General features: G+C 61.0%; 19 protein-coding genes and 7 pseudogenes. 12 read left to right on the top strand and 14 right to left on the bottom strand.

The window, feature by feature from the left end; translation table 11 throughout:
- Positions 1-360 precede the first annotated feature (360 nt).
- The 5 genes and pseudogenes from G5S35_RS40090 to G5S35_RS30765 form a co-directional block, all read right to left on the bottom strand.
- A complete protein-coding gene (locus tag G5S35_RS40090) occupies positions 361-696 on the bottom strand; it encodes a transposase (protein WP_272904521.1) in 336 nt (111 codons plus the stop codon).
- Positions 584-868, bottom strand: coding sequence for a transposase (locus tag G5S35_RS40085; protein ID WP_272904520.1), 285 nt, complete (start codon positions 866-868; stop codon positions 584-586). Before G5S35_RS40085 ends, G5S35_RS40090 begins: the two co-directional genes overlap by 113 nt.
- 26 nt (positions 869-894) lie before the next feature.
- On the bottom strand, positions 895-1,548 hold the full coding sequence (locus tag G5S35_RS40080) for an IS256 family transposase (protein ID WP_420874561.1): 654 nt from the start codon (positions 1,546-1,548) through the stop codon (positions 895-897).
- Positions 1,488-1,613 (bottom strand): annotated as a pseudogene (locus G5S35_RS40350) (IS256 family transposase); the annotation flags it as partial. The gene G5S35_RS40080 and the pseudogene G5S35_RS40350, both read right to left, overlap by 61 nt.
- 166 nt (positions 1,614-1,779) lie before the next feature.
- Complete coding sequence (locus G5S35_RS30765) at positions 1,780-2,355, bottom strand: TetR/AcrR family transcriptional regulator (protein ID WP_183040328.1); 576 nt, start codon at positions 2,353-2,355, stop codon at positions 1,780-1,782.
- 133 nt (positions 2,356-2,488) lie between these two features.
- Between G5S35_RS30765 and G5S35_RS30760 the strand changes: the two genes are divergently transcribed.
- Positions 2,489-3,223, top strand: a complete 735-nt coding sequence (locus G5S35_RS30760; RefSeq protein ID WP_183040327.1) for an SDR family NAD(P)-dependent oxidoreductase — start codon at positions 2,489-2,491, stop codon at positions 3,221-3,223.
- 104 nt (positions 3,224-3,327) lie between these two features.
- Positions 3,328-3,925, top strand: a pseudogene (locus tag G5S35_RS30755) (NADPH-dependent F420 reductase).
- Positions 3,926-4,823: 898 nt separating this feature from the next.
- On the opposite strand, the gene G5S35_RS39690 reads toward G5S35_RS30755, so the two are convergent.
- Positions 4,824-5,135, bottom strand: a complete 312-nt coding sequence (locus tag G5S35_RS39690) for a substrate-binding domain-containing protein (protein ID WP_237181870.1) — start codon at positions 5,133-5,135, stop codon at positions 4,824-4,826.
- A gap of 433 nt (positions 5,136-5,568) precedes the next feature.
- Positions 5,569-5,907 (bottom strand): C2 domain-containing protein, encoded by a 339-nt coding sequence (locus G5S35_RS30745; protein ID WP_183040325.1) that lies wholly within the window; start codon positions 5,905-5,907, stop codon positions 5,569-5,571.
- 282 nt (positions 5,908-6,189) lie between these two features.
- Between G5S35_RS30745 and G5S35_RS30740 the strand changes: the two genes are divergently transcribed.
- Positions 6,190-6,411 (top strand): hypothetical protein, encoded by a 222-nt coding sequence (locus G5S35_RS30740; RefSeq protein ID WP_183040324.1) that lies wholly within the window; start codon positions 6,190-6,192, stop codon positions 6,409-6,411.
- A gap of 26 nt (positions 6,412-6,437) precedes the next feature.
- Positions 6,438-6,912 (top strand): annotated as a pseudogene (locus tag G5S35_RS39685) (SDR family oxidoreductase); the annotation flags it as partial.
- Between the two features lie 616 nt (positions 6,913-7,528).
- On the opposite strand, the pseudogene G5S35_RS39680 reads toward G5S35_RS39685, so the two are convergent.
- Positions 7,529-8,418, bottom strand: a pseudogene (locus G5S35_RS39680) (LysR substrate-binding domain-containing protein).
- 85 nt (positions 8,419-8,503) lie between these two features.
- On the opposite strand from G5S35_RS39680, the gene G5S35_RS30725 reads away from it, so the two are divergent.
- Genes G5S35_RS30725 through G5S35_RS30715 form a run of 3 tightly spaced genes read left to right on the top strand, consistent with a single transcriptional unit; the run spans position 8,504 to position 11,050 of the window.
- Positions 8,504-9,349 (top strand): sugar phosphate isomerase/epimerase family protein, encoded by an 846-nt coding sequence (locus G5S35_RS30725; RefSeq protein WP_183040321.1) that lies wholly within the window; start codon positions 8,504-8,506, stop codon positions 9,347-9,349.
- A gap of 10 nt (positions 9,350-9,359) precedes the next feature.
- Positions 9,360-10,358, top strand: coding sequence for an LLM class oxidoreductase (locus tag G5S35_RS30720; RefSeq protein ID WP_183040320.1), 999 nt, complete (start codon positions 9,360-9,362; stop codon positions 10,356-10,358).
- Entirely contained in the window at positions 10,355-11,050 is a 696-nt protein-coding gene (locus G5S35_RS30715) for an NADPH-dependent F420 reductase (RefSeq protein ID WP_183040319.1), read from the top strand. The genes G5S35_RS30720 and G5S35_RS30715 overlap by 4 nt, the downstream gene beginning before the upstream one ends.
- 738 nt (positions 11,051-11,788) lie before the next feature.
- Here G5S35_RS30715 and G5S35_RS30710 read toward each other — a convergent pair.
- The 3 genes and pseudogenes from G5S35_RS30710 to G5S35_RS30700 all read right to left on the bottom strand — a co-directional run.
- Positions 11,789-12,163, bottom strand: a pseudogene (locus G5S35_RS30710) (MgtC/SapB family protein); the annotation flags it as partial.
- Complete coding sequence (locus G5S35_RS30705; protein ID WP_183040317.1) at positions 12,129-12,536, bottom strand: hypothetical protein; 408 nt, start codon at positions 12,534-12,536, stop codon at positions 12,129-12,131. The gene G5S35_RS30705 and the pseudogene G5S35_RS30710, both read right to left, overlap by 35 nt.
- 357 nt (positions 12,537-12,893) lie before the next feature.
- Positions 12,894-13,768 (bottom strand): annotated as a pseudogene (locus tag G5S35_RS30700) (manganese catalase family protein).
- 365 nt (positions 13,769-14,133) lie between these two features.
- On the opposite strand from G5S35_RS30700, the gene G5S35_RS30695 reads away from it, so the two are divergent.
- Together G5S35_RS30695 and G5S35_RS30690 are read left to right on the top strand one after the other, a co-directional pair.
- The gene (locus tag G5S35_RS30695) at positions 14,134-14,541 is read left to right on the top strand and encodes a DUF2934 domain-containing protein (RefSeq protein WP_074987725.1); all 408 of its coding nucleotides are present in this window, start codon (positions 14,134-14,136) and stop codon (positions 14,539-14,541) included.
- Positions 14,542-14,588: 47 nt separating this feature from the next.
- A complete protein-coding gene (locus G5S35_RS30690) occupies positions 14,589-15,173 on the top strand; it encodes a pyridoxamine 5'-phosphate oxidase family protein (RefSeq protein ID WP_183040316.1) in 585 nt (194 codons plus the stop codon).
- Between the two features lie 269 nt (positions 15,174-15,442).
- Here G5S35_RS30690 and G5S35_RS30685 read toward each other — a convergent pair whose 3' ends face one another.
- A complete protein-coding gene (locus tag G5S35_RS30685) occupies positions 15,443-16,345 on the bottom strand; it encodes an SDR family oxidoreductase (RefSeq protein ID WP_074987726.1) in 903 nt (300 codons plus the stop codon).
- Positions 16,346-16,612: 267 nt separating this feature from the next.
- On the opposite strand from G5S35_RS30685, the gene G5S35_RS30680 reads away from it, so the two are divergent.
- A complete protein-coding gene (locus G5S35_RS30680; RefSeq protein ID WP_183040315.1) occupies positions 16,613-18,406 on the top strand; it encodes a thiamine pyrophosphate-requiring protein in 1,794 nt (597 codons plus the stop codon).
- Between the two features lie 165 nt (positions 18,407-18,571).
- Here G5S35_RS30680 and G5S35_RS39675 read toward each other — a convergent pair.
- A pseudogene (locus G5S35_RS39675) lies at positions 18,572-18,954 on the bottom strand (DUF6496 domain-containing protein); the annotation flags it as partial.
- Positions 18,955-19,228: 274 nt separating this feature from the next.
- Here G5S35_RS39675 and G5S35_RS30670 point away from each other — a divergent pair.
- Together G5S35_RS30670 and G5S35_RS30665 are read left to right on the top strand one after the other, a co-directional pair.
- Positions 19,229-19,933 carry a glycosyltransferase family 2 protein gene (locus G5S35_RS30670; protein ID WP_183040313.1) on the top strand — a complete coding sequence of 235 codons (705 nt, stop codon included), beginning with the start codon at positions 19,229-19,231 and terminating at the stop codon, positions 19,931-19,933.
- Positions 19,934-20,127: 194 nt separating this feature from the next.
- A complete protein-coding gene (locus G5S35_RS30665) occupies positions 20,128-22,827 on the top strand; it encodes an excinuclease ABC subunit UvrA (RefSeq protein ID WP_183040312.1) in 2,700 nt (899 codons plus the stop codon).
- A 146-nt stretch (positions 22,828-22,973) separates the two neighbouring features.
- Here the strand turns inward: G5S35_RS30665 and G5S35_RS30660 are convergent, their stop codons facing one another.
- A complete protein-coding gene (locus G5S35_RS30660) occupies positions 22,974-24,245 on the bottom strand; it encodes a phosphatidylserine decarboxylase family protein (RefSeq protein WP_237181868.1) in 1,272 nt (423 codons plus the stop codon).
- Positions 24,246-24,260 lie beyond the last annotated feature (15 nt).

Below are 24,260 nucleotides of genomic sequence, written 5' to 3'. Positions count from 1 at the left end.
GAGGCGGGAAGGACGCAGCCTTCGTGCGGCGCTCACGGTGTCAGGTTGCTGTATGCCGTGTAGCCGCTTATGTTGAGCACGCTCCAGCCTTTCTTCGCGAGACACAAACCGCATGGATCGCCTTGCTGCAATGGAAGCCTTCGTCGCAGTCGTCGAGGCGCGTTCGTTCCCGGGTCGAGCTTCGCGTCGGGCATCCCTGTGTCGGCGCGCAAGGCGTCGATCAGGGCAGATACATTTTGATCACCCTCGCAGGCGTGCAGTGGTCCTTCATGCGGTAGTGGCAGCTTAGTCAACAGCCGCTCAAAAGTCCCGACGCGATCGGGAGTGTAAGAATTTCCGTGTTCAAGGCGGGGTTAAGATTCACAAGGATGGTCGAACGAATCGATCCGCATAGAGGATAGCGAATTGGTTCATCGCTGTCTTCCAGTCGTGAGCGGCACGCCCCCAGTCGGCCGTGATGTTGCGCAGTGCCAGCCAGATCAGTTTCGTTGCTGAATCATCGGTTGGGAAGTGACCACGGGTCTTGATGATCTTACGAAGCTGCGCGTTGATATTCTCGATGGCGTTCGTCGTATAGATCACCTTACGTACGCCGGGCGGGAACGCAAAGAACGGAATCACGCGATCCCATTGCTCTGCGCCACGCTGCGCAGACCGGGGGGAACTTCTCGCCCCATGGACCTTCGGCAAACGCATCCAGTTCGGCCTGCGCCGCTTGCGCGCTCGCAGCGGTATAGATCGGGCGAATGGTTGCGGCAAGCGATCTGCGATCTTTCCAGTTCGCGTAATCGAGGCTGTTGTGGATCAGATGCACGATGCAGGTTTGCAGCGTGGCCGCCGGGAACATGGCTGCAAGCGCTTCGGGCATGCCGTTGAGGCCGTCGGTGACGGCAATCAGGAGTCGCCCACGCCGCGTGTCTTCAGATCGTTGAACACCTTCATCCAGAACCTGGCACCTTCGGTGTTCTCGATCCACAGGCCCAGGATGTCGCGCGTGCCATCGGGCAGAATGCCCAGCGCCAGATAGACGGCCTTGTTGCGCACGACGGCATCCTCGCGGATCTTCACGCGCAGCGCGTCGAAGAACACGACCGGATACATCGGCTCAAGTGGCCGGGCCTGCCAGGCGGTGACTTCGGCCATGACCTCATCGGTGACCGAGCTGATGAACTCAGGCGAGACTTCGGTGGTGTATTGCTCTTGCAGGAAGCACTGAATCTCGCGCACGGTCATGCCCCGGGCGTACATGGCGACGATCTTGTCGTCGAAGCCTGTGAAGCGCCGTTCGTGTTTGGGGATCAGCAACGGCTCGAAGCTGCCGTCCCGGTCGCGCGGCACTTCGATCCGGATCGGGCGGCGGATTCGGTCAGAACGGTCTTGGCGCCCCTGCCGTTGCGCTGGTTCGTCACGCTGGCCGGTTTGGCAGCGCCGGGCGCGTAGCCGAGGTGATGATTCATCTCGCCGCCCAGCGCCCGTTCGATCAGTGCCTTCTTGAGGGCGCGCGTCGCGGCGTTGATTGCTTCGGCCGTCATCGGGCCGTTGCCGAATTGTTCCAGCAGTTCAGCGGGAATGGCCGGCAGTTCGATCGGTGCGGTCTTCGGTTTGCGAGGCATAGGTTCTCCTGGAAAGGATCATATGCCTTGAACACGAAATTAATGACACTCCCACGCGATCAGTTGCATTCGCCAACATTGCCGAAATTTCTATGTGCAGTGTTGCCGACGCCGCTCATAAACGACCCCATCCGACGCAATGCCGACAACAATTCGTTGGACGCTGTTACGTTGCCGTCTTGATATCGTTGCCAGACCGATTTGTCAGGATGGCGCTCGTGATGACGTGAAATAGATGATCCCCTCGCGGAGCGAACCCGGGCTGGCCGACGAGCCAGCCAAGGGACGACATCAGGGCGAACAGATCGACCCCATCGATATCGGCGCGCGCCGTTCCCTCGGCCTGAGCACGACGCAGTAGTCGCGCGCCCGCCGAACGCAGCGCGGTGCTTGAAGCGTGAAGCGCGGAGTCCGGGTCCGCGTGCGCGGTCGCAAACAAGGCGCAAATACCGTTATAGCTACGAACGAATGCCACCCCATCGCGAAACCAGGCCACCAGCGCTTCGTCAGGGGGATTCGACGTTTCGAGTTCAACTGCCTGCTGTATCAGTTCGTCCACGTTCATGCGGAGCAACGCTTCGAACAAGGCCTCTCGTGTCGGGAAATGGCGAAATAGTGTGGCCAGCCCAACTTCGGCCCGACGGGCGATATCTCGCATGGACGCATCGGCTCCATGCTCGGCGACGACCTCACGCGCGGCTGCAAGTAGATGGTCGTAATTCTTTCTGGCGTCAGCTCGCATAAATTGCCTTGACAAACGGATCAGTGATCCGAATATAATGAACCTGTATCCGGATCGGTGATCCACAAGATACAGCACATTTGTGCAACTGGGAACACCAGAGACACAGCACGACACCACGAAAGGAGATGTCATGGGAAAGCTTGAGGGCAAGGTTGCAGTCATCACGGGTGGATCGAGCGGCATGGCGCTGGCGAGCGCCAAGCGGTTCGTTGAAGAAGGCGCATATGTTTTCATCACGGGCAGGAGGCAGGAGGTGCTAGACGAAGCCGTCAAGCAGATTGGCCGGAACGTGACCGCCGTACGCGGCGACGCGGCCAATCTCGACGACCTCGACCGCCTGTTCGACACAGTCAAGAGGGAGAAGGGGAAGATCGACGTCCTGTTCGCGAGTGCAGGCATGGGTGAAGCCGTTCCACTTGGCCAGATTACCGAGCAGCATTTCGATGCGACCTTCGATTTGAATACGCGCGGAACGCTGTTTGCGGTTCAGAAGGCGTTGGCGCTGTTCAACGATGGTGGATCGATCTTCATGACCGGGTCCGTTGCTTCGGTAAAAGGTTTTCCCGGTTACGGCGTGTATGCGGCGAGCAAGGCGGCGTTGCGTTCATTCGCACGTACCTGGCTTAACGAACTGAAGGGCAGGAATATCCGGGTGAATGTGCTGAGCCCGGGACCCATCGCTACACCGATGCAGGATCAGGTTCTCACCGAGGAGGCGAAGCGGATGTTCGAATCCCTGATCCCGCGAGGAACGATGGGTCGTCCCGAGGAAATTGCAACCGTCGCACTGTTTCTTGCTTCAGACGATTCGAGCTTCGTGAATGGGGTGGATTTGTCAGTCGACGGCGGCTTCTCGGCGATCTGAAATCGCGTCGCAAGGCGGCTAGCAGGGTCTGTCAACACAACGAAGATGATTCGGTCTGAATCTATAAATATGGATTACCAATCAATTTTGAAAGGAAGATTCGCATGAGTCATTCGATTATTGGCTTTGGTGCGGTAGGTCAGGCGCTCGCCCGAGCGTTCGCAAGAAAGAGCATCGATGTGACCGTCGCCAGCCGGCGCCCTCCTGCGATGTTGATGGAGCGGGCGCGAGCGATCGGCCCGAACGTTGTCCCCGGGAACTGGAGGATGCGATCGCGTCCGACACGATCTTCGTGGCTGTTCCGTTTTGGGAACACCGCGAAGTCGCGAAGCAACTCACGAGCTGGCAAGGCAAGACGATTATCGACACGACGAATGCTTATGGTGTTCCCGTTGAAGAACTGGAAGGTCAGCCACCGGCCACGGTTGTCGCCAGGGCGTTTACCGGCGCCAGATTCGTAAAGGGATTTAACCATCTCCCCGCTGCCGTCCTGGCCGCTGATCCGGGCGTGAATGGCGGCAGCCGCATGGTGTTTTTGTCGAGCGATGACCAAAACGCGGCGGCACCGGTCGCGGCGCTGGCCGAACAACTCGGTTTCGCGCCGATTGCGCTAGGACCGCTCAACGATGGCGGCTTGCTTGTCCAAGGCAGGGGGATACCTGGGGTCAACTGATCTTCAAGGATCTCGTCAAGTTCAATTAGCGGCGCGTGACGATAAAGTCACAGTCGCCACGCGCATCGCTCAACGCGTGTTGATGATTTGACCGGGATGCGCGCGGAAGTCCGTTCGGAGTTGGAAAGCGGCCGTTGCCAACATGGTGACCCGGATGACGGCTCGTCGGGTAGTAAGGACACAACCGCTGACGCGGTAGGGAGCTTCGGCCCAACGCTGGAGGTCAGGAAGGTGCAGATCACGCAGTTTTATGCCGACGAATGAGGCAATCCGCCTCGTTCTTCAACAGCAGCCGCCTCATGACGTCCTCACAACCGAGCTCCACCCCGTTGCACCAGCACATGATCGAGGACATGCGCATGAGCGAGCTTTCCCCAAGACGCTAGCTAACTATCTGGCATCGTGCTCGAATTTGCCCAATACGTCCTGCGCTCGCCTGATACCGCCGCGGTTGAGGATCTGCGTGGTTATCGATTTCATCTGGTCGATCACGGCGCGTCGCCGGTATTACTGAACACAGCGATCACCAGGCTGAAGTTCCTCTTCGAGATCACGCTTTGCGAACCCGAACTCGCGGCCCGGATGCAGCCCGCGCGCGTGCCCCACACGCTACCGGTTGCGCTCAGCCCCGATGAAGTGCGGGCGGCTCGTCACCGCCAAAGGCAACCTGAAGTGCCAAGCGGCACTCTCAATCGCCTACGGGACAAGGCTGAGTGGCATTGGAGTGGTGGCGCCGAAGGTCACAGGCGTCGACGGTCAGCGCGTGACGCTGCGTGTCGAGCAGGGAAACGGGCGCAAGGATCGCTAGGCGATGCTCTCACCGGTGCTGCTCGAGCATTTGAGCTCAACTCGAAGAGCGGCGTTCTCTGCACGAGTGGATTGAGGTGCTGTTATGTTGTCTTCGTAAATGTGTTGTTTTGACAACTTTCATCCGGATGGCTGATCAGACAAGCCTAAAGACTCATCGCTGGACTCGCAAAATACGAAAACTCGGACCCCAGCGTCTGCACCATATTGCTGATTTGTTTCAGTTAGTGCGTTTACCAGGTCTTCTAGCGTCTCCATTTGTGTATGCCCCTCAATGTACGAAAGTACATAGTCGCGTTGGTGCCGGTTGCCCTGGATCTGTGCACAGGCGAGTGATGTCTCGGGATTGAAGGATGCCAAAACGTTTTGGGGCATCAGGCCGGCACCGATGCCATAGCGCACAAAGGCAAGCATTGCGTCGAAGCCGCTCACGGAATAGCTGTTGGTGAATTGCCGGCCACGGCTGCGAAAAGGTGCGCTGGACGGCAGAAAAAATCGCCGGGCCTTTGCCGAGATTGACGATGGGGATGTTGAAGCGGTCGTCGAGGGGGAGGGGAGCCTAGGAACTGCACATGCAGACGACTGTAGACGAGTACGAGTACGAGTACGGCATGGCCGGTCGAGGATGCCACTTCTCTTCTCCTGGATGCCAATGCCGATGACCTTGCCTCGCAATAGTTGTAGGATGATTTTGCTCCTCTCTCAGACGATCTTAGACCTCGTGCCGTGGTGGCGCTCCTGGATGGTTGCGATGTCATGCGCGAGAAGCTCGATCACGACGGCCTTGGGTGCGACGATCATGAGGCGCCCCTCCGGCCTGTGGGCGAGGGTCTGGGCATCTCCGCTGAGAAGGTCGACGAGCGTGTCAATCTGGCGGATGTGGAGAAACAGTTGGACGCCGGACCAGTGACTTCGATACCGTATGTATTCCGGCCGAAAATTTTTCTCCCGAATTGTTGTTCGAGATCGGAAATGCGCGCGAGGCGGTCGCCACAGCAAAGCCCAGTTTGTCGTCGACCCGGGAAACACGCCCTTCGTCGACGACGGCGAGGACCAGCCGAACGGTAGTCGTGGCGACTCTGAAAATGATAGAAGTCTCGTGGTAAGGTTCATGAATGCGGGCCACGTCGGAGGCAGCAACTGGGTACGGTTCACCGTCAATGTTCTGCGCGGGTGGTAGTGAAGACGGGTCTCCGTAGCGCATTGTTGCAAGCCTGCGGCGTACGCCGGCGAGCTTTTGACGATAATATTGTCCCGCTTGACTGCTGGGGAGGAGAGCCGGCGGCTCCGGTCGGAAGTTCTGTAGACTGAGCGATCTAGAAATCAGGTATCAGACCGGAGTTATGTGGCCCCTCGGCTTTACTGATGCGGGAAGACACGCTCCGTGCCAAGGGCGCACCTCGAAAGCCGGCCCTGAATTGACAATCTTTAAATTTTTTCTGGTGATTTGAGTGATGGATTGTGAGCGTTTCCGGAGACAAATCCTGTGGACAACTACGTCTTTCGCTATAAGAGCTATATAGTCGATTTCACGCCGTTCGACGCAGGTGCGGGAACGTTCGGCGCGCGCTGGGCCATTGCGAAGGATGACGCTGTGTGGTCAGGCAGCGTGCCACTATCCACCGCGATTCTCGGAGCCCGTGGCACCCGTGAGGAGATGGCGGAGCTTGGCAGAAGCAGCGCGATCCAACTGATTGATTGCGCATAGTGCCACTGCGATTTTATTGACGATGGTTTGCCTACGCGAGTGTGGCGGTAGAGCGCCCGGATATCGCGATCAATGCGCTTGGGAAGGTCTTGAAAAACCGCTCACGGAAATTACGGAGACGGAATACGACCAGATGCTGGCCGTCAATTCGAAATCGGCATTCTGTTTTTTGCGCGAAACCAGGTGCCGCGTCAACGACGACCGTAAGGTAATGACGCCCGTGACGTCCCTGCTTGGGGCGTTCACGGCGTGCCGCGCGGGCGCGAATGTGCTCGTCGAGCACTTCACGCGAGTTGCCGATGATGAGTTCGGCGAGCGTGGAGTTTTGGTGACGGCGGTCGGGCTTGGGCCAATGGATATGCCGCTTTTATCCGGCGAAGGGCGCGGACGCCGTCGCATACCGCGAGACTGCCGCAGCGTTTCCAAGGTGCCGGATGATAGGGATAGCGATATCGAGGACATGGTGCCATTTGTCCTTGCCTGGTCAGCGACGGCTGGTAGATTACCAGCCAGACCATCCCGATCAACGGTGGATAGAGACCATGTGTCGCCCCAACTGCTGCGGCGGCTTGATGCCGTGCTTGCGCAAGATACGCGGCAAGCTCGAAACCGACGCGTCGCGGAGCTCTGCAGCGAGTTTGCTGCTGCGCTCCGGAATGTCGAACAGTCGGCAGGTTTGTGCTTGAGGGTGCGATCAAGCATTCGCGCTTCCAGTTTATCGGCGGCCTGCTTGGCCGTACGCCCGCGGCGGTGGGCATATGTGCCGGCTAGCCGCCCACTGAGGAATCGTGCCGACCAGCGCGATGAAACGAGAATCACAACCGAACGCACGCTTGATTCTGACGCGCGACTCCCCGTCGTCGAGCATCACGATCAATTTCGCACGTCGCATGTCCGCCGCCCGCACGGTTCGGCAACGCGCGGCCCACAGCAGTTGCTCCCGTTCCATATCTGTGAGATTCATTTTTCCCCATGACCTGCATCTGAACGCAAATGGGGGCGAATTCGATGACGCAGTCGACCGGGCGTTTAGAGGCCTTGGTGCGGGGAGGTTCAAACGCGTAACGTCGTCGTGACGACGGTCAATTCCTCTGTACTGGCCTGCTCTGTGCGCCAGTCACCTGGCGAGCATCTCAGCCAGCCAGTGCACAAGCGGATTGGCGGCAGACCGTGGGTGCCAGGCAGCGATCAGATCGAAGCCGGGAGGAGATGAATCACCCACAAGGCGCAGCGGCGCCAGCCGGGGATTCGGCAGCAGGCGAGAGGGCAGGAACGCCACGGCTTCCATTGCCTCGATTACCTCCGGGACAAGCAGGAAATGCGGTACTGCCAGGACGACAGTACGTTCCAGTCCGAGCTGCTCCAGCCAGTCATCCGCGGAGCCGATCAAGTTCGCGCGGGCTGGCGAGACGACTACATGAGGCTGTTTTGCCAGCTTCTCGAGACTCAGGATATTCCCCCGGCGAGCGGCGAATCGCCCGCCGCCACACAGATATAGCACTCGTGAAAGAGGAGCTTCCGGGGATAATTCGCTGGGACATATTCAGGAATCGAAACCACAATATCAATTTCGCCTGCGCTCATTCTGGCGGCCACGGCGTCGATCTCGAATTCGCTCAGGATGAGTTTGAGCTGTGGCGCCTGCGCGCGAATGGCACGCAGTTTCGGCGCCACGACGACACTGTGCGCATAGTCGGCCGCGGAAATGGCGACAGTGCCGGTGACCGTGGCTGGATCGAACGGCCTGCGGTCGACCAGACGTTCCATAGCCTGCAAGATTTCACGCACTTCCGCCGCCAGTTCCAGGGCGAGGGCGGTGGGCATGACGCCACGTCCCGTCCGCAGGAACAATGGGTCTCCGAACACATCACGCAGGCTGGACAAATTGGAACTCACGGCCTGCTGGGTCAGGCCGATCTGGCTTGCGACGCGGCTCAGATTTCCGTCTTTCGCCAGCGCATCGAAGATGCGCAGCTGCTTCACGCTGAGGTGGGAGGCTCTGTTCATTTTTGTATCTTATACAAGAAGTAATTGTTTGCTCTTGTATCAGAACACGTTTATTTTTCGGGGATCTGCAAGGACACGAACCCCGATGACCCAGAGATACTTTGCCATGGACTTCGCTTTCTACAGTTCCATCGGTGTTTATAGTTTTGAAGACCGTTGTGAGATCACGAGGGCGGCCGGCTATGACGCTATCCATCTGGCGATCTGGGACGGTCGCAACTGGCAGCTTGCCCGGGAACTGGCGAGCGTCAGGGAGCGGTTTGGGCTCGATGTCGCCGGCGTTTACGTCGTGCTGGACTTGGCGCTCGGCGAAGCGGATCCGCGCAATAGCGGCATCCTCAAGATGATCGAGACCATGCCTGAGGGGTCGACCGTCGATCTTGCCATCAAGTCCGCAGGCACCGGCTTGCGCCCCTCCGACCCACAGGGCGATGCTGCGGTAATTGCCTGGTTGCGCAAGGCGCTGGCGGTCGCCGAACGGTCCGGTACGCGCGTGCTGATCTATACGCACATCCAGTTCTGGGTCGAGAAGCACAGCGATGCGATCCGGCTGTGCGAGAGAGTTGCGCACCCCAACCTCGGCCTGACCTTTTCCGCCCTTCAATGGTATGCGCGTGATGGCCAGAATCTGGCGGCGATACTAAAGCGCGCTATGCCCTATCTGAAGCAAGCAAATCTCTCGGGCAGCCGGCTCAGCCCACAAGGTTTCTTTGAGATGGCTACCATCGAACCACTCGATACGGGCGAACTGGACAACTTCGCCGTGGTTTCGTTACTCACCCGCCTGGGCTATGACGGTCTGCTTGGCTACAACGGCTGGCACGAGGGCGGTGACAGCTATAACAAACTGGAACGTTCGCTGCGTGCGATGAAGGACATTGTCCGGCGCGTCGAGCAGTATCCGAATTGGGGGCGTCACCTGGATGCGTGAGGCTTTCTCCATGCTGTTGCCGTCGACAACCCCCTATTTCTGCCAGCCAGGCTTTGCACGTACATTTCAGGCAGGTCGGCTGACGTTGGGCCTTTTCTTCCCGATCGAGTCCTTTGCGGGCGATACGCCCCTGATGAAAGACCAGGCCGAACTAGCCAGAACCGCCGAGGCCGCAGGTTTCGCGGCCTTGTGGCTGCGCGATGTTCCCTTGCGCGATCCGGGCTTCGGTGATCTCGGTCAGATATTCGATCCGTTCGTTTATCTCGGTTATATCGCCGGCCAGACCAGCGCAATCGCTCTTGCCACCGGTTCCATCGTCGTGCCGATTCGTAACCCTTTACACCTCGCAAAGGCTGCGACGAGCGTCGATCAATTGAGCAACGGGCGCTTGCTGCTGGGCGTTGCCTCGGGTGATCGACCCATCGAGTTTCCGGCTTTCGGTGTTGATGCCGAGCGGCGTGGCGAGATCTTTCGTGAACACATTAACGTACTGCGTCAGTCGCAGCGGACCCACTTCACGGGCCTGTACTGGGGCGGTGGATCGCTCGCGGGAGCCGATATGATCCCGAAGCCGTTCACGCAGGAGGTCCCATTGTTGGTGACCGGCCGTAGCCAGCAATCGATGGACTGGATTGCGCGAAATGCCCATGGCTGGATCACCTATCCCCGGCCGACCAGGCTGCAAAAAATGGTAATTCAGGAGTGGCACACAGCGGTGATCGCGCAGTGCGGACAAATATTCAAGCCGTTCAGTCAATCGCTCTATCTTGATCTGGCCGAGAATCCGGACGAGCTACCGCAGCCGATCCATTTAGGTTATCGCCTGGGACGAAGTCATCTCATTGCATTGCTGGAAGTCCTCCAGGACCTCGGCGTGAACCATGTCATGTTGAATTTGAGATTCGGACAACGACCGGTTCCCATGGTGCTGGAGGAACTGCACCGGCATGTCTTACCGCAGTTTCCTGCAATCACTCACAATTCGCAGGCAGAACGGGGGCTCCCATGAAATTCGGTATTGTCGGTGCAGGCCAAATTGGCGGTACGCTCACACGTCGACTGAGCGCACTGGGTCACCAGGTTCTCGTTGCTAACTCGCGCGGCCCCGACACCCTGACCGGTTTGGCTTCGGAAACGGGAGCGAGGGCGGTTATGGTCAGTGAAGCTGTGCATGAGGTTGATGTGGTGGTCCTCACGATCCCGGAGGTCCGTGTTCTGGACCTGCCAAAAGGACTGTTCACCGATCTACCCCTCGACGTCCCACTGATCGACACCGGCAACTATTATCCGCGCGAACGCGATGGACAGATTCTGGCTATCGAGCAAGGGCTCGCGGAAAGTCGGTGGGTGGAGCAGGTGATCGGCCGTCCGGTGGTCAAGGCGTTCAACAATATCTATGCGAAGCAGCTTCTTGAACTGGGCAAACCGGCGGGGGCGCCGGGCCGGATTGCGCTTCCAGTCGCGGGTGACGATCCGCTTCTCAAGTCAGTTGTAATGGCAATGGTCAACGAGCTTGGATTTGATCCCGTAGACGCGGGCGTGCTTGCAGACTCGTGGCGCCAGCAGCCGGGGTCGCCGGTATACTGCACAGACTTGGGCATGGCAGGCGTCGTGGGCGCGCTGGCAAAGGCTAGCCGGGAACGCACGACACAGTGGACGGCAACGCCGGATAGTCCCGGCAGCTTCAATGCGCCTGCCTGATATCAACTTGCTGACAGGCGTGGTGTTAGGCTGGGCTTTCGAAGAGAGCATTGGGGCGCCCGTCGACAAGCGATGACATGTTGTCGAGATACTGGTTGCGCCTGTCATACACATGGCGCGTCGACTTCGTGACTACTTGTAATCGCAACCATCTAACGGCCACGGCATTAAGCGATCTCGACGGTCTGGAGCTTCGCCCCCGTGCCCACACCGTCAACTTCGTTGCGAAGGACTACTGCGGTAAATCACAGAGCGTCGTCGTCGATCAGGGGCGTACGAACTTCAATGGCAGTGGCGCGGCGCGGTTGCAGGCTGCACTGATAACTCGATTCGAGTTCGTGAAGAGGTGTGCATGATTGATCTACGCTATGAGAACTTAACGCGATCGTCTAACCGGCGTCGTTGCTGTTCGGTCCGCTGGCGAGCTGACTACGCAGGAGCGAACCGGCAGTCCATGGTATTCGTCAATACGCTTTCTTCTCCCACTCACGAATGACTGCCAGGGCTATGCATCCAATTCGGAGTCGCTGGCCGTGCTGGCGTGCACCAGACTCAGGCGGGCGCCTGAGGGCGTTGCCCGGTGTTTCGCCCGATGGCGGACGCCGGGCCTTTTTATCTTCTTCCGCATGTCGTGGCGAGCGCAAGTCCATCGCGCGCATCGCGCTGCAGAGATCCCCGGCGTCCCCAGCGGCATGTCAAATCAACGGGAATGTATGTATGCGGGTGCATGGGACGATATTGACCGCCGCCCGCACACAGGCCGATCACCGTGACGTACCACATCGTTGCCGCGGTGGTGACGCCTTGCACGAGGCCGTCCTTGCGCAGTATCGAGCCCGCGACGATAAAACCCACGCCGGATAGAATACCCAGCGGCAGCCGCATCAGATCGAGGACCACAAAGAAATCGTGAGGTTTTCCTTGCTGGAGAAGAAGCAGATTGACCTGCACCATCGCCAGACAGGCGGCCATGCAGACGAGCAGCGTCGTGCGCAATCCAGCCGCATTGCCCGATTCACCCCGATTCAGGCCGATGAGGGTGCCCGGCACCATCGCGAGCGCGAGGCGACCCGCAAAATCAAGCCAGGAGACGGTGAGCGGCATCGTGTTCATGATGGAACGACGCGGCGTGTGCTCTAAGTGCCGGGCTGTAGTCGAGATCGCCGACGCTATCGAACGTATCGAACAGGGCGTCGTCGAGCACGAATTCGATCGAACTAGCCGCGCTGAACGCGGTTGACTCTCGCATCAGATCGACGCGCCCGCGCACCAGCGTGCCAATGCGCGTCTGTATCGTGCGTCGCTGCGTGGCGGGGCAACGCGCGTCGAGCGTGCTGCGTCCGGATTCGGTCGCCCGACTCAGACGCAGCACGATGACGTCGCCTTCATTGATGAGACTGACGGTCGCCCGCTTCTGCGAATCGAAAACCTGTGCCAGCGAGAGCTGGATTTCCTCCATGCACTGATCGAAATCGAATGGGTTCAAGATGCGCTCCATGGCGCGAAAAGGTCTCGCCAACGTCCACGAAATCACGTACACGGTGCGCAATGCACGTGCCACTCCCCACGAGCCCCTGTTGCGCAACAGGACGGTCGCTGGCGCCGCATCTTTGCCAGACTGACCGGATCCCATCTCCGGCGTTGAGATTGCGCCGATACCAAAGCGCGCTCAAAGGAACAATGGGTAGCAAAATGTCTTCTGATCGAGATCACTGCGCAACATGCAACGAAAAGAGCCCGCACTGGGGCGGGCGTAAATGTACTCGTTGCAACGGTAGGTCGGGGGCATCTTTCCTCAAGCGTTTTGCAGAACGCTACGGCGAAGCGGGTGGCCTAAAACCGCTTACTTTGCCGATGTTTCACCGGAACCAAGATCGGCGCCCGTAACCGGATCGAGATCCGTGCGTGAGGCAGTTCTGGCCGCCATGGCTTTCAGCGTTTCGACGTCCTCTGCACTAACTTTGACCTGTGCAGTGCCGTCACCGCCATCCACGGCAGGTTGTGGCGACTCGTCGAATTCCCACTCAGGGCCTTCGTTCCACGGGCCCCGCTGGTCGTCGCCTTTTGAAAAGTCGTAGTACACATTTGCAAATTTTCCCACGCCGGGTAGCTTGCCCTGGGGAAAATTCGGCTGGATCGCATGCAGCGCCTTCTCAAACGACTTCTGGTGGGCAATCTCGCGGGTCATCAGAAAACCCAGTGCTTCGCGGATACCGGCATCGTCGGTCACATTAATGAGGCGCTCGTAAACGATCTTTGCGCGCGCTTCGGCAGCTATGTTTGAGCGCAGGTCGGCGGTTGGCTCGCCGATGGTATCAATGTAGGCCGCACTCCACGGGATGCCGGCCGAATTGGTCAGCGCCGGTCCGCCACCGTATAAGAGTGCCGTAGTGTGGGAATCGTTGCCGCCCCCAGTCAGCGACCGGTACAACTCGGCCCCTTCTTCCGCCGCCTCTGCGAGTTGCCCTTTGGCGCCCTTGTTCAGCATCGCGACGATAGAGCCGATGACTTCAAGATGACTGAGTTCCTCCGTGGCGATGTCGAACAGCAGGTCCTTGCGGCCGGGATCGTCTTCGGCGACAGCCTGGGTGAAATAGCGGCATGCGGCGGCAAGTTCCCCTGCGGACCGCCAAATTGCTCGAGTAGCAGGTTTGCCAGGCCCGGATTAGGCGTTGCGACGCGCACGGTGTACTGAAGACGCTTGTTGTGAGCGAACATGGTGAACTCCTTCGGACAAAGCCGATCCATACACCTCTGCTGGAAAGAGATGGACATCGGCTGGATCTGACCGAACGGCGCTGAGGTCGACCGACCGCAGCGCACCCGGGTGGGCGTTCGGATCTCGGAACGAGGGTTCCGGCGGATAGCGGGGCGAGAACCGCTGTTGACATCGTCGCCCGGCCTGATTAGCACATGCCGTGCCGCGACGTGCATTCAGGCCCTAACCTAACGCTGGGCCATGCTAAGCGGCCGGCGGAAAAATTCGTTAACCGATAGAACAGTGGCTGCAAGCCTCCTGTCGCTAAGGCCGCGGAAAGCCTCAACGGTGTCGGCCTTCCTGATTGTTCCGCCAGGCACGTTCGATGCGCGATCACATTGACTGGGATTCGATGATGCCCGGCAGCGCGGCTTGGTCGGTCGACGATCAGTTACGTGGTTTGGTTCCCACTGTGTTTGAGACAATGGAGAAAAAAATGGCAGGCGGTCCAAAGCAGCAAAACGCGACTCGCGTGTCCGAAAGCCGCATCGATAGCGCGGTCGAGGCAACTTTCCCCGCCAGTGATCCGCCTGCTATCGGCGGCGCGACTCGTGTCGGAGAAAATCCGGCGGAGCGCGACGATCGCCACAATCGAGTTCGTCATCGCGCGTACCAGTTGTGGGAGCAAGCGGGCGCGCCTGACGGCCATACCGACGAATACTGGCACAGGGCCGAAGCAGATACCGCCGAAGCGCGGCGCGGCGCCTCATCCGTCGGTAACGACCAGAAGTAGCCGCAACGAAGCGCAGGTTGAGGCAGCCCATCGGCGCGGAGAAATTCATGACGCTTGACGAGATCTATGCCCGAATATGGGATTGTCTGCGCCGCGCGGCGGCTGATGCACCGCAGGAAGCACCCTCCTTCGTGACGATGCAGGCGGCGACCGTCGGTATCGACGGCGCGCCGAGCGTGCGCACGGTGTTACTTCGCGATGTGAGCGAACCGGAGGGCCTGATCTCGTTCCATACGGATCGGCGGTCGCCAAAGCTCGCCGAACTGGTCAAAGAGCCGCGCATCGCGCTCGTCGGCGTGGATGCCCGGCACAGTCTGCAGATCCGCTTAGCCGGTACGGCGGGAATTGTGCTCGACGATGCGGCGCGTCGGCTCGCCTGGATATCGAGTCCTGATCACAGCCTGATAGTGTATCGAACCACGATTGCGCCCGGCACGCGGATCTATGATCCCGACGATGCGTTTGGTGCCGACCACATCGGTGACGAGGCCGATGGGTTTGCCAATTTCTGCGTTGTGAAAGTGCGCCTGGACTGTCTCGAATGGTTGAAGCATTCGTCGAATGAGCGTCATGAACGGGCGCGTTACATTCGAGTGGGAGGCGCGTGGGAGCCGACCTGGATTGCGCCGTGACGGACTTCAATTGCGCGCACGCGTGGCCGCTCCGCTCGAGCGTGTCGAGTCGGCACAAAACCAAGCTAATGCAGGTGTGTCTGGGAGCGACGGGGCGGCTCCTCGCGTGTACGCCACCAGTAACGGTTCGCCCACGAACTGTTTGATGAACTGGAGTCGTAATGCCGCCTGTGGCAGCCAGTTCGGCTTTGTCCGTAACGGGCGATTCGGCGGCGTCGGTGCGAGCGTCACTGGCGACGCGGGGCCGCCATGGACGGCGCTTGTGTCGTCTATGGAAGATGATGCCCGCCCGTCACGCCATAGATTTCGCCCGTGACGAAGCTCGATTCCTGCGAAGCCAGCAACACATAGACCGGCGCAAGTTCCGCAGGTTGGCCGGGCCGCTTCATGGGCGTTTCCGCGCCGAACTGCTCCACCTTTTCCTGCGGCTGCCCGCCGCTCGGTTGGAGCGGCGTCCAGACCGGCCCCGGCGCGACTGCATTCACGCGAATGCCGCGCGACGCGACCTGTTTCGCGAGCGCATGTGTGAACGCGGTGATTGCAGCCTTCGTCGACGCGTAATCGAGCAGACCCGGACTCGGCTGGTAACTCTGTATCGACGAGGTATTGATGATCGTCGCGCCTGGCGGCATGTGCGGGAGGGCTGCTTTGCACAGCCAGAACATTGCGAAGACATTGATGCGGAACGTCGCCTCGAATTGCTCGGTTTCGAGATCGGCGATCCGTTCGACATAGTGCTGCTTACCGGCCACATTCACGAGGACGTCCACACCGCCGAGTTGCGCGATGCTGTCTCGCACGAGGTGCTGGCAGAAGCCTTCGTCGCCGATGTCGCCAGGCAGGGCGATCGTATTCGCGCCGGCCGATTGAGTGAGCGCTATCACCTCCTGCGCATCGCGTTCCTCGCTGGGCAGATAGTTGAGGGCCACGTCGGCGCCTTCGCGCGCGAAAGCGATCGCTACCGCGCGGCCGATGCCGCTGTCCGCGCCGGTAATCAGCGCGCGCCGTCCCCTCAGGCGTCCGAATCCCTGATAGCTAGCCTCGCCATGATCGGGCCGTGGCGTCATCTCCTGAGCGAGCCCCGGAGCGGGTTGTGGCTGGCGTTCGAAATCCGGCGCGGGATACTGCTTCGTCGGATCCTGCATCGTGTACTGGTTCAGGGTCGGTGGCATGGTTGGCTCCTTCAGGTGAAAGGCGTGGAATGACGGAAAGCGAATTGACGCTTACTCTGCGCAACTCGCGTTCCGTCATGCGGTCTCGCCTTCGTCTTCACAAACCATAGGCTGCCCGCCCAGCCCTCTCGCAGATGCGCGCCGCGGCGCAGCAGGCGATCGCGTCAACGTCGAAGGATTCATGCCCCCGACGGTCAGTCAGGCAGGTTTGCGTCTTGCGCAGATAGACGCATCGATCCCGCGAGCAACGCAAGAGGAGAGCGTCCAATGGCCAGCGCAACCGTAAGCGATTTCATCGTCGAACGTCTGCACCAGTGGGGTGTACAGCGACTGTTCGGCTATCCTGGCGACGGTATCAACGGCATGTTCGGCGCCTTGCAGCGTGCCAAAGGCAAGATGGATTTCGTGCAGGCGCGTCACGAGGAAATGGCCGCATTCATGGCGAGCGCCCATGCAAAATTCAGCGGCGGGCTTGGGGTCTGCATCGCGACATCGGGGCCGGGCGCCGCGCATCTGCTCACGGGTCTCTACGATGCGCGCCTCGATCACATGCCGGTGCTGGCGATCGCGGGACAGCAGGCGCGCTCGGCGCTGGGCTCGCACTACCAGCAGGAACTCGATCTCGTGTCAATGTTCAAGGACGTGGCCGGCGCCTATGTGCAGCAGCCGAGCGTGGCTGCGCAGGTGCGCCATGTGGTTGACCGCGCCGTGCGCATCGCGTTGTCTCGCCGCACGGTAACCGCCATCGTGCTGCCGAACGATCTCCAGGAACTCGAATACGAAGCGCCGCCGCGCAAGCATGGCACGGCGCACTCCGGGGTCGGATACGCCGCGCCCGAAGTCCTGCCGCGTCAGGAGGATCTACAGCGCGCGGCAGATGTGCTCAACGCCGGGCATCGCGTGGCGATGCTGGTGGGCGCAGGCGCGCTGCAGGCCACTGACGAAGTGATCGCCGTGGCCGAACGTCTGCATGCGGGGGTAGCCAAGGCGCTGCTGGGCAAGGCCGTCGTGCCTGACGACCTGCCTTGGGTGACCGGCTCGATCGGACTGCTCGGCACGAAACCGACCGACGAGATGATGTCGTCGTGCGATACCTTGATGATGGTGGGATCGGGCTTTCCGTACGCCGAATTTTTGCCGAAGGAGGGCGATGCGCGCGCGGTGCAGATCGACATCGACGCGGGCATGTTGAGCCTGCGCTATCCGATGGAAGTCAGCCTCGTCGGTGACAGCGCGGCCACGCTGCGCGCGTTGCTGCCGCTGCTCGAACAGAAGAGCCAGGAGAGCTGGCGCAACCGCATCGTGCACGCGAACGAGCGCTGGCAACGCGTGCTCGACGAGCGTGCGCAGGCGCCGACTGGCGGCAAGGTAAATCCGCAGCGTGTGGTGACGGAACTGTCGCCGCGGCTGCCCGATGGTGCGATCGTCACGAGCGACTCCGGCTCGTGCGCGAACTGGTATGCGCGCGATCTGAAAATTCGCCGCGGCATGATGTGTTCGCTGTCGGGCGGGCTGGCGTCGATGGGCGCGGCGGTGCCGTATGCCATCGCCGCGAAATTCGCGCATCCGGGGCGGCCGGTGATCGCGCTGGTCGGCGACGGTGCGATGCAGATGAACAATATGGCCGAACTGATCACGGTCGCGAAGTACTGGCGCAACTGGGCCAGCCCGTGCTGGATCTGCGCGGTCTTCAACAACGAGGATCTGAATCAGGTCACCTGGGAGCAGCGCGTGATGATGGGCGATCCGAAATTCGAGGCCTCGCAGGATATTCCGAACGTGCCGTATCACCGATTCGCGGAATTGATCGGCCTGACCGGCATTTACGTGGATGACGCCGAACAGATCGGCGACGCCTGGGAACAGGCGCTGGCCGCGCCGCGTCCGGTTGTGATCGAGGTGAAGACCGATCCCGAGGTGCCCCCGCTCCCGCCGCATGTGACGCTCGATCAGGCTCGCCATTTCGCGACGACGCTGATGCAGGGCGACCCCGGCGAGCGCGGCATCATCGCCAATACGGCGCGGCAGGTGGTGGCGTCGGTGCTGCCGGGCAAGAAGTGACCAGCTGGCTCGACGGGGAGACGCTCGCGACTAGCGGAAAGGTGTGGTCAATGGCCGCAGCGCGGGCGCGGGCCGGTCGTCGTCGAAACTCTCGCACGGTTCAACGCGTCCTTGCCGCGTAACGTACTTGGCCCGTGCACGGTGGAGGGCTAGCGGTGCGACACAGCGTGCGCAGCGCGAGATTGCCGCCTCCTTCGCGCCGGCGGATCGCCCGGCCGCACCCTTCGTTTCCGCAGCCTTCTTCGCCGCTGCCGAGCGATTCACGGCCGGACGGTCCGCCGCGCTTTTCGTCTGCCTGAACACAGCAGCGGGCGACGCTCGCGCCTTGCTCTCTTTCTTCAGCGTGTCGTGCGCGAGCGCTTCGCTTTCGACTCGGCGCTGACGGGCGCTTGCTCGCCCCTACTGGCGGCGCGGTCTAGGGTGGCCCGCTTGCGCGTCCCCTCGCTGGCGCCGCTTTTCGACACTCTCAACGATGGCGGGAGATCCACGCCCGCGCGGCGCGCCTTCGACAGCCCGATCCCGATTGCCTGCTTCGCCGAGCGGACGCCCGAAGGCCAGAACGACAAGCGCAAGAGCGCCGCGCAAAAGGCGCTGCCGACGATCGAAGAGCACTATCGGATGTCGCAGACGCTGGCGAAAAAATTAGGCGCGAAGACGAACTGATCGCGGCACTCGGTTGCGCGCGAACGTGGTGGTCTTCAGGCATCCAAAATGCGCCTATGCAGCATCGGTGATCGCTCGGCGACGAGCGCGTGCCGCGTTTCGCTTAGTTTGCTCCGGCTCCTCTCTCTGGCGTCCGAATGTCGAGCCAAGCCCGATATCATGGAGTTCGCGCACAATGAAGAGCGCTATCTGTCGGCGTGTCTCGACGCGGTACGCTGCGCGATGGCGCATCCGTTGCTGGGTGGCGAACCCGTAGAGACGGTCGTGGTGCTCGATGCCTGCACGGACGGTTCCGCGCGGTATGTTATGCAATCCGGCTGCGACGCGCTGATCGTCGAGGCGCGTAATGTCGGCGCGGCGCGCTCTGCCGGCGCCCAGGCGATGATCGCGCGCGGTGCGCGCTGGCTGGCGTTTACTGACGCGGACAGTCGCGTTGCGCCGGAATGGCTGGTCGCACAACTCGCGCTGTGCGCGGAGGGAGCCGATGCGGTATGCGGCTGCGTCAGCGTGGACGACTGGAGTATGCATTCTCCCGCATTGGCCACGCACTGGTCTCGGCACTACCGCGATGCTGATGGCCATCGGCATGTACATGGCGCGAATCTTGGGGTCAGCGCGCACGCCTATGTCCGCGCGGGTGGTTTTCCCGCGCTGGCGTGCGGTGAAGATGTCGCATTGGTGGATCTGTTGATCGCGACGGGGGCGAATGTCGCGTGGAGCGCTGCGCCCCGCGTGAGCACGAGCGGACGATTCGACGCCCGGGTCAACGGTGGTTTCGGCACGACGCTAGCGGCGTGGGCGAGCCAGTTGAGCGATCGGCAAGATAACAGCGAGGACGACAGCGAACCTTCGATCGCGCTATAAAGGGTATGCCGATGCTGGTTTCTGGCTGCGCGCCGTTCAGGTGAACAGCGCGTTCTCGCTCTCGACGTTGTGCGGCGCCGGAGAGCCAGCAGCAAATTGCGGCGCGAATGTGCACGGGGCGGACCGAAACGAATTGCCAAAGGGAGCGTATTTTCCCTCAACCGAAGCTTCAGGCGTCGCGCTCTATACTTGCCATGACGAAATCGCAGGCTTCCTCTGTCACTGAATCGCGCCCTGCGCCCGAGACGCCCCCGTGGAATGGCTTCGTCCGGGTCCGCGGCGCGCGCGAACATAACCTCAAGAGCGTCGATCTCGATGTCCCGCGCAATGCGCTCGTAGTGTTCACCGGCGTATCCGGTTCCGGCAAGTCGTCGCTTGCATTCGGCACGTTGTACGCAGAAGCGCAACGGCGCTATTTCGAATCCGTCGCGCCCTACGCGCGGCGCCTGATCGAGCAGGTCGGCGCGCCCGATGTGGACGCCATCGAAGGTCTGCCGCCCGCCGTCGCATTGCAGCAGCAACGCGGCGCGCCGAACGCGCGTTCTTCGGTGGGCAGCGTGACGACGCTGTCGAGCGTCGTCCGCACGATGTATTCGCGCGTGGGCAGCTATCCGCCGAAACAGCCGATGCTGTACGCCGAGGATTTTTCGCCCAATACAGTGCAAGGCGCGTGCACGACCTGTCACGGACTGGGCCGCGTGTACGACGCAACCGAGCGCTCGATGGTCCCCGATGACTCGCTGACGATCCGCGAGCGCGCGATTGCCGCGTGGCCGCCCGCGTGGCACGGGCAGAATCTGCGCGACATCCTCGTTACGCTGGGTTATGACGTCGACACGCCGTGGCGCGATCTGCCCAGGCAGGATCGCGACTGGATCCTGTTCACCGACGAACAACCGACCGTGCCGGTCTATGCGGGATTCACGCCGAAAGAGACGCGCGCCGCGCTCAAGCGCAAGACGGAGCCCAGCTATCAAGGGACGTTCTCCGGCGCGCGTCGCTACGTGCTGCATACTTTCGCGAGTACGCAGAGCGCCTTGATGAAGAAGCGCGTGTCCAAGTACATGATCAGCAGCGTATGCCCCACGTGTAACGGAAAACGCCTGAAGCCGGAGGCGCTTTCGGTGACTTTTGCGGGTCTCGACATTGGCGAACTGTCCCAACTGCCGCTCGCGCGGCTCGCGTCGTTGCTCGAACCCGTGTCGCGCGGCGACTGGCCGTTCGAACAGGCGAAAAAGGTCGGGGCAGCGCTCGACCGCGAGGCGCGCGGCGCAGCAATGAAGCGCCGCGTCGCTGCTGGAGGAGCCAGGCATGGATCCGCGCCGGACATGCGGCGCACGCCCAATCTTTTGGAAGAAAAGCGCGTGGCCGCGCAACGGCTCGCGATCGAATTGCTCGATCGAATCAAGACGCTGATCGATCTGGGTCTGGGATATCTCTCGCTCGACCGAGCCACGCCGACACTCTCTTCGGGCGAGTTGCAGCGACTGAGGCTAGCGACACAACTCTCGTCCCAACTGTTCGGTGTCGTTTATGTGCTCGACGAGCCATCGGCAGGGCTGCATCCGGCCGATGGCGATGCGTTGCTCGAAGCGCTGCAGCGCCTCAAGGCCGCAGGTAATTCGCTGTTCGTCGTCGAACACGATCTCGGCGTGATGCGGCAAGCCGACTGGCTGGTCGATGTCGGGCCGAACGCGGGCGAAGCAGGGGGCGAAGTGGTCTACAGTGGACCGCCGGACGGACTCTCACAGGTGACCAGTTCACATACGCGTCGGTATCTGTTTTCGGACGACGATGCCCGGCAAACGGGTACCGCGTTGCAGCGCCGCGAACCGTGCTGCTGGTTGCGGCTACAGGGCGTCACGCGCAACAATCTTCATCAATTGGACGCAGCTTTTCCGCTCGGCTGCCTGAGCGTCGTGACCGGCATTTCGGGTTCCGGAAAATCGAGCCTCGTGAGCCAGGCACTGCCGGACCTCGTCGCCGGGTATCTGGGTCGCGACGCCGATGCACCCGATGAGGAAGAAGAGGCCGATCCGTTGCTCGCCACCGGGAACGCCACCACTGAAGGGCGAATTGTCGACGGCATGGAGCGCATTCGTCGGCTGGTGCGTGTCGATCAGAGGCCGATCGGCCGTACGCCGCGATCGAATCTCGCCACATACAGCGGAATGTTCGACCATGTCCGCAAGCTGTTTGCGCAGACGCCTGCGGCGCGCAAGTGTCGTTACAGTGCCGGACGATTTTCGTTCAATGTTGCTCAGGGCCGCTGCCAGACCTGCGAGGGTGAAGGCTTCGTGATGGTCGAACTGCTCTTCCTGCCGAGTGTCTACGCTGCCTGTTCGACCTGTCACGGCAGTCGCTACAATCCGCAGACGCTCAAAATCCGCTGGCGCGAACGCACGATCGCTGATGTGCTTGCGATGACGGTGGATCGTGCGTGCGAATTTTTTGCGGGCGAGGCGCAGATCATGCGATCGCTCGACGTACTGAGTGCGATCGGCCTTGGCTATCTGCGACTTGGGCAGCCCGCTACGGAGCTTTCGGGTGGCGAGGCACAGCGCATCAAGCTCGCCACCGAGCTACAGCGCGCGCAGCGCGGTGATACGCTCTATATCCTCGATGAACCGACTACGGGTCTTCATCCGGCCGATACCGATCGACTGATGAAGCAGTTGAACGGCCTTGTCGATGCGGGCAACACGGTCATCCTTGTCGAGCACGACATGCGCGTGGCCGCCGGATGCGACTGGTTGATCGACGTGGGACCGGGCGCGGGCGAGGACGGAGGACGGATTGTGGCCGCGGGCGTGCCAGAAATGGTTGCACGTCAGCAGCGAAGTCCGACCGCGCGCTATCTGCGGGAAGCGCTGGCTTTGAAGGATGCGCCGTGAGGGATGCGTTAGGTTGACCTCACCAACTACAAGCGCTCAGGGCTTTTTGGTGTCCCGCGCTGCGTGTTCAATGTCACCGATGATCTCGTGCGTCCGAGGAGCCTGTGGCGTTGGCTGACTATGCGATCACGTCCCTGCAAAATTGCCTACGGCCTCGCATGCGCGAGAAGGGAGTTCACTTTCAGTGGTGGTGAGTCATCCCGAAAGGGCGGACCGGGCTCGAACGACCGGATCACGTCTGGTTCAAAGATCAGGCAGTAGGTGCTACCACCATATTGAAAAAAGCCAAGTTCGCTTCCCTTAACCACATGCTGTCCTGGTGTGACGGCGATGCGGCACGACGATACTTCGGCCATACCGACGAACGCGCAAGCGATGTTGCCAAGCGCGGGCTCGTCGGCTTCGATCACGATGATCGCGCGTGCCGCGGTGGCGGTGGTGTAGCCCTGCGAATCGTTCAGTCCGCGTGCATCGGTTCCTTCGCGTTCGAGTTCCGAATAATAAGTGCCATCTACGTTGTACGCTTCGCGAATTGTCCCCGCGACCGGGGCATGCCAACGGTGGTAGTTGAAGGCGCTAAGGTAGCCCTGATAAACGCTGCCGCCGACGAACCGCTCGACCACGTTTCGATCCGTCCCCGCGAGAATTTCGCGTAGCGAATACGGCTGCGCCTTGATCCAGAAGCGATCGTGCAGCTGGCAGTCCTCGCTCACGTCATAAGGCGACGCTTCGCAGGCGTTGACGATCACGGCGGGATTGGACGGCTCATGGACGGGCCTTGCGTCATCGCGCAAACGCCGCGTGAAAAAGTCGTTCCACGATGCAAATCCCCAATGCTGTTGCGTGCGATCGCAGAGATAATCGGAGAGCTGCATTTTGTGCTGCGCGCGCTCGCTGAACCATCCGTCGGGTTCGGCGGTCGTGAGATGGGTGCGCGAATGCGGACCGCTCAAAAAGCCGCACCAATGTGTGAGGAGCTTGCGCAGTTGTGCATTGAAGGCGGGGTCGCGAAACACCGCGTAGCCCGACGGCATGCACATTGGCCAGTCGAGCACCAGATTGAGTGGCGTGGCGACTGGCACGGTGGCGTTAAACGGCGGTGCGTAGCCCATCAGATAATCGACGATGCAAATCAATTCGTCGAAATTGGCGTAAGCGGTTTCGAAGCCCGCGGCAAGCGCTTCGTCGATTGCTCGCGAGAGATTCATGCGCAGCACGCTATCGCCCTCAACCAGCGCCTGAAGCTCGCACGCGACGCCCGTCATCGGCTCGCTTCGGCCGCGCTCGCGCGCCGCTTGCGCGAGCCTGCGCCGGAATGCCACGGCAGCTTCTTCCTGTTGCGGCATCCAATTGCCAAGCCGGCGCTTGGGCTGCATGTTCGCTCCGCTGGAGCGGCGAATGTCCGGCACTGTGTGCATGGAGTCTCCTGCGAC

The sequence above is a fragment of the Paraburkholderia tropica genome, assembly GCF_014171495.1.
Lineage (GTDB): Bacteria > Pseudomonadota > Gammaproteobacteria > Burkholderiales > Burkholderiaceae > Paraburkholderia > Paraburkholderia tropica.
The sequence above is the reverse complement of the archived record's forward strand: the minus strand, read 5'-3'. Positions and strand labels throughout refer to the sequence as shown.

Excerpts from the sequence above, each read along its gene's own strand:
- G5S35_RS40090 (WP_272904521.1), bottom strand. The coding sequence starts at position 696 with ATGCGTTTGCCGAAGGTCCATGGGGCGAGAAGTTCCCCCCGGTCTGCG.
- G5S35_RS30720 (WP_183040320.1), top strand. The coding sequence starts at position 9,360 with ATGCTGTTGCCGTCGACAACCCCCTATTTCTGCCAGCCAGGCTTTGCA.
- G5S35_RS30690 (WP_183040316.1), top strand. The coding sequence starts at position 14,589 with ATGACGCTTGACGAGATCTATGCCCGAATATGGGATTGTCTGCGCCGC.
- G5S35_RS30670 (WP_183040313.1), top strand. The coding sequence starts at position 19,229 with ATGGAGTTCGCGCACAATGAAGAGCGCTATCTGTCGGCGTGTCTCGAC.
- G5S35_RS30695 (WP_074987725.1), top strand. The coding sequence starts at position 14,134 with ATGCGCGATCACATTGACTGGGATTCGATGATGCCCGGCAGCGCGGCT.
- G5S35_RS30665 (WP_183040312.1), top strand. The coding sequence starts at position 20,128 with ATGACGAAATCGCAGGCTTCCTCTGTCACTGAATCGCGCCCTGCGCCC.
- G5S35_RS30760 (WP_183040327.1), top strand. The coding sequence starts at position 2,489 with ATGGGAAAGCTTGAGGGCAAGGTTGCAGTCATCACGGGTGGATCGAGC.
- G5S35_RS30725 (WP_183040321.1), top strand. The coding sequence starts at position 8,504 with ATGACCCAGAGATACTTTGCCATGGACTTCGCTTTCTACAGTTCCATC.
- G5S35_RS30765 (WP_183040328.1), bottom strand. The coding sequence starts at position 2,355 with ATGCGAGCTGACGCCAGAAAGAATTACGACCATCTACTTGCAGCCGCG.
- G5S35_RS30715 (WP_183040319.1), top strand. The coding sequence starts at position 10,355 with ATGAAATTCGGTATTGTCGGTGCAGGCCAAATTGGCGGTACGCTCACA.
- G5S35_RS30680 (WP_183040315.1), top strand. The coding sequence starts at position 16,613 with ATGGCCAGCGCAACCGTAAGCGATTTCATCGTCGAACGTCTGCACCAG.
- G5S35_RS30745 (WP_183040325.1), bottom strand. The coding sequence starts at position 5,907 with ATGCGCTACGGAGACCCGTCTTCACTACCACCCGCGCAGAACATTGAC.
- G5S35_RS40085 (WP_272904520.1), bottom strand. The coding sequence starts at position 868 with ATGCCCGAAGCGCTTGCAGCCATGTTCCCGGCGGCCACGCTGCAAACC.
- G5S35_RS30685 (WP_074987726.1), bottom strand. The coding sequence starts at position 16,345 with ATGCCACCGACCCTGAACCAGTACACGATGCAGGATCCGACGAAGCAG.
- G5S35_RS30660 (WP_237181868.1), bottom strand. The coding sequence starts at position 24,245 with ATGCACACAGTGCCGGACATTCGCCGCTCCAGCGGAGCGAACATGCAG.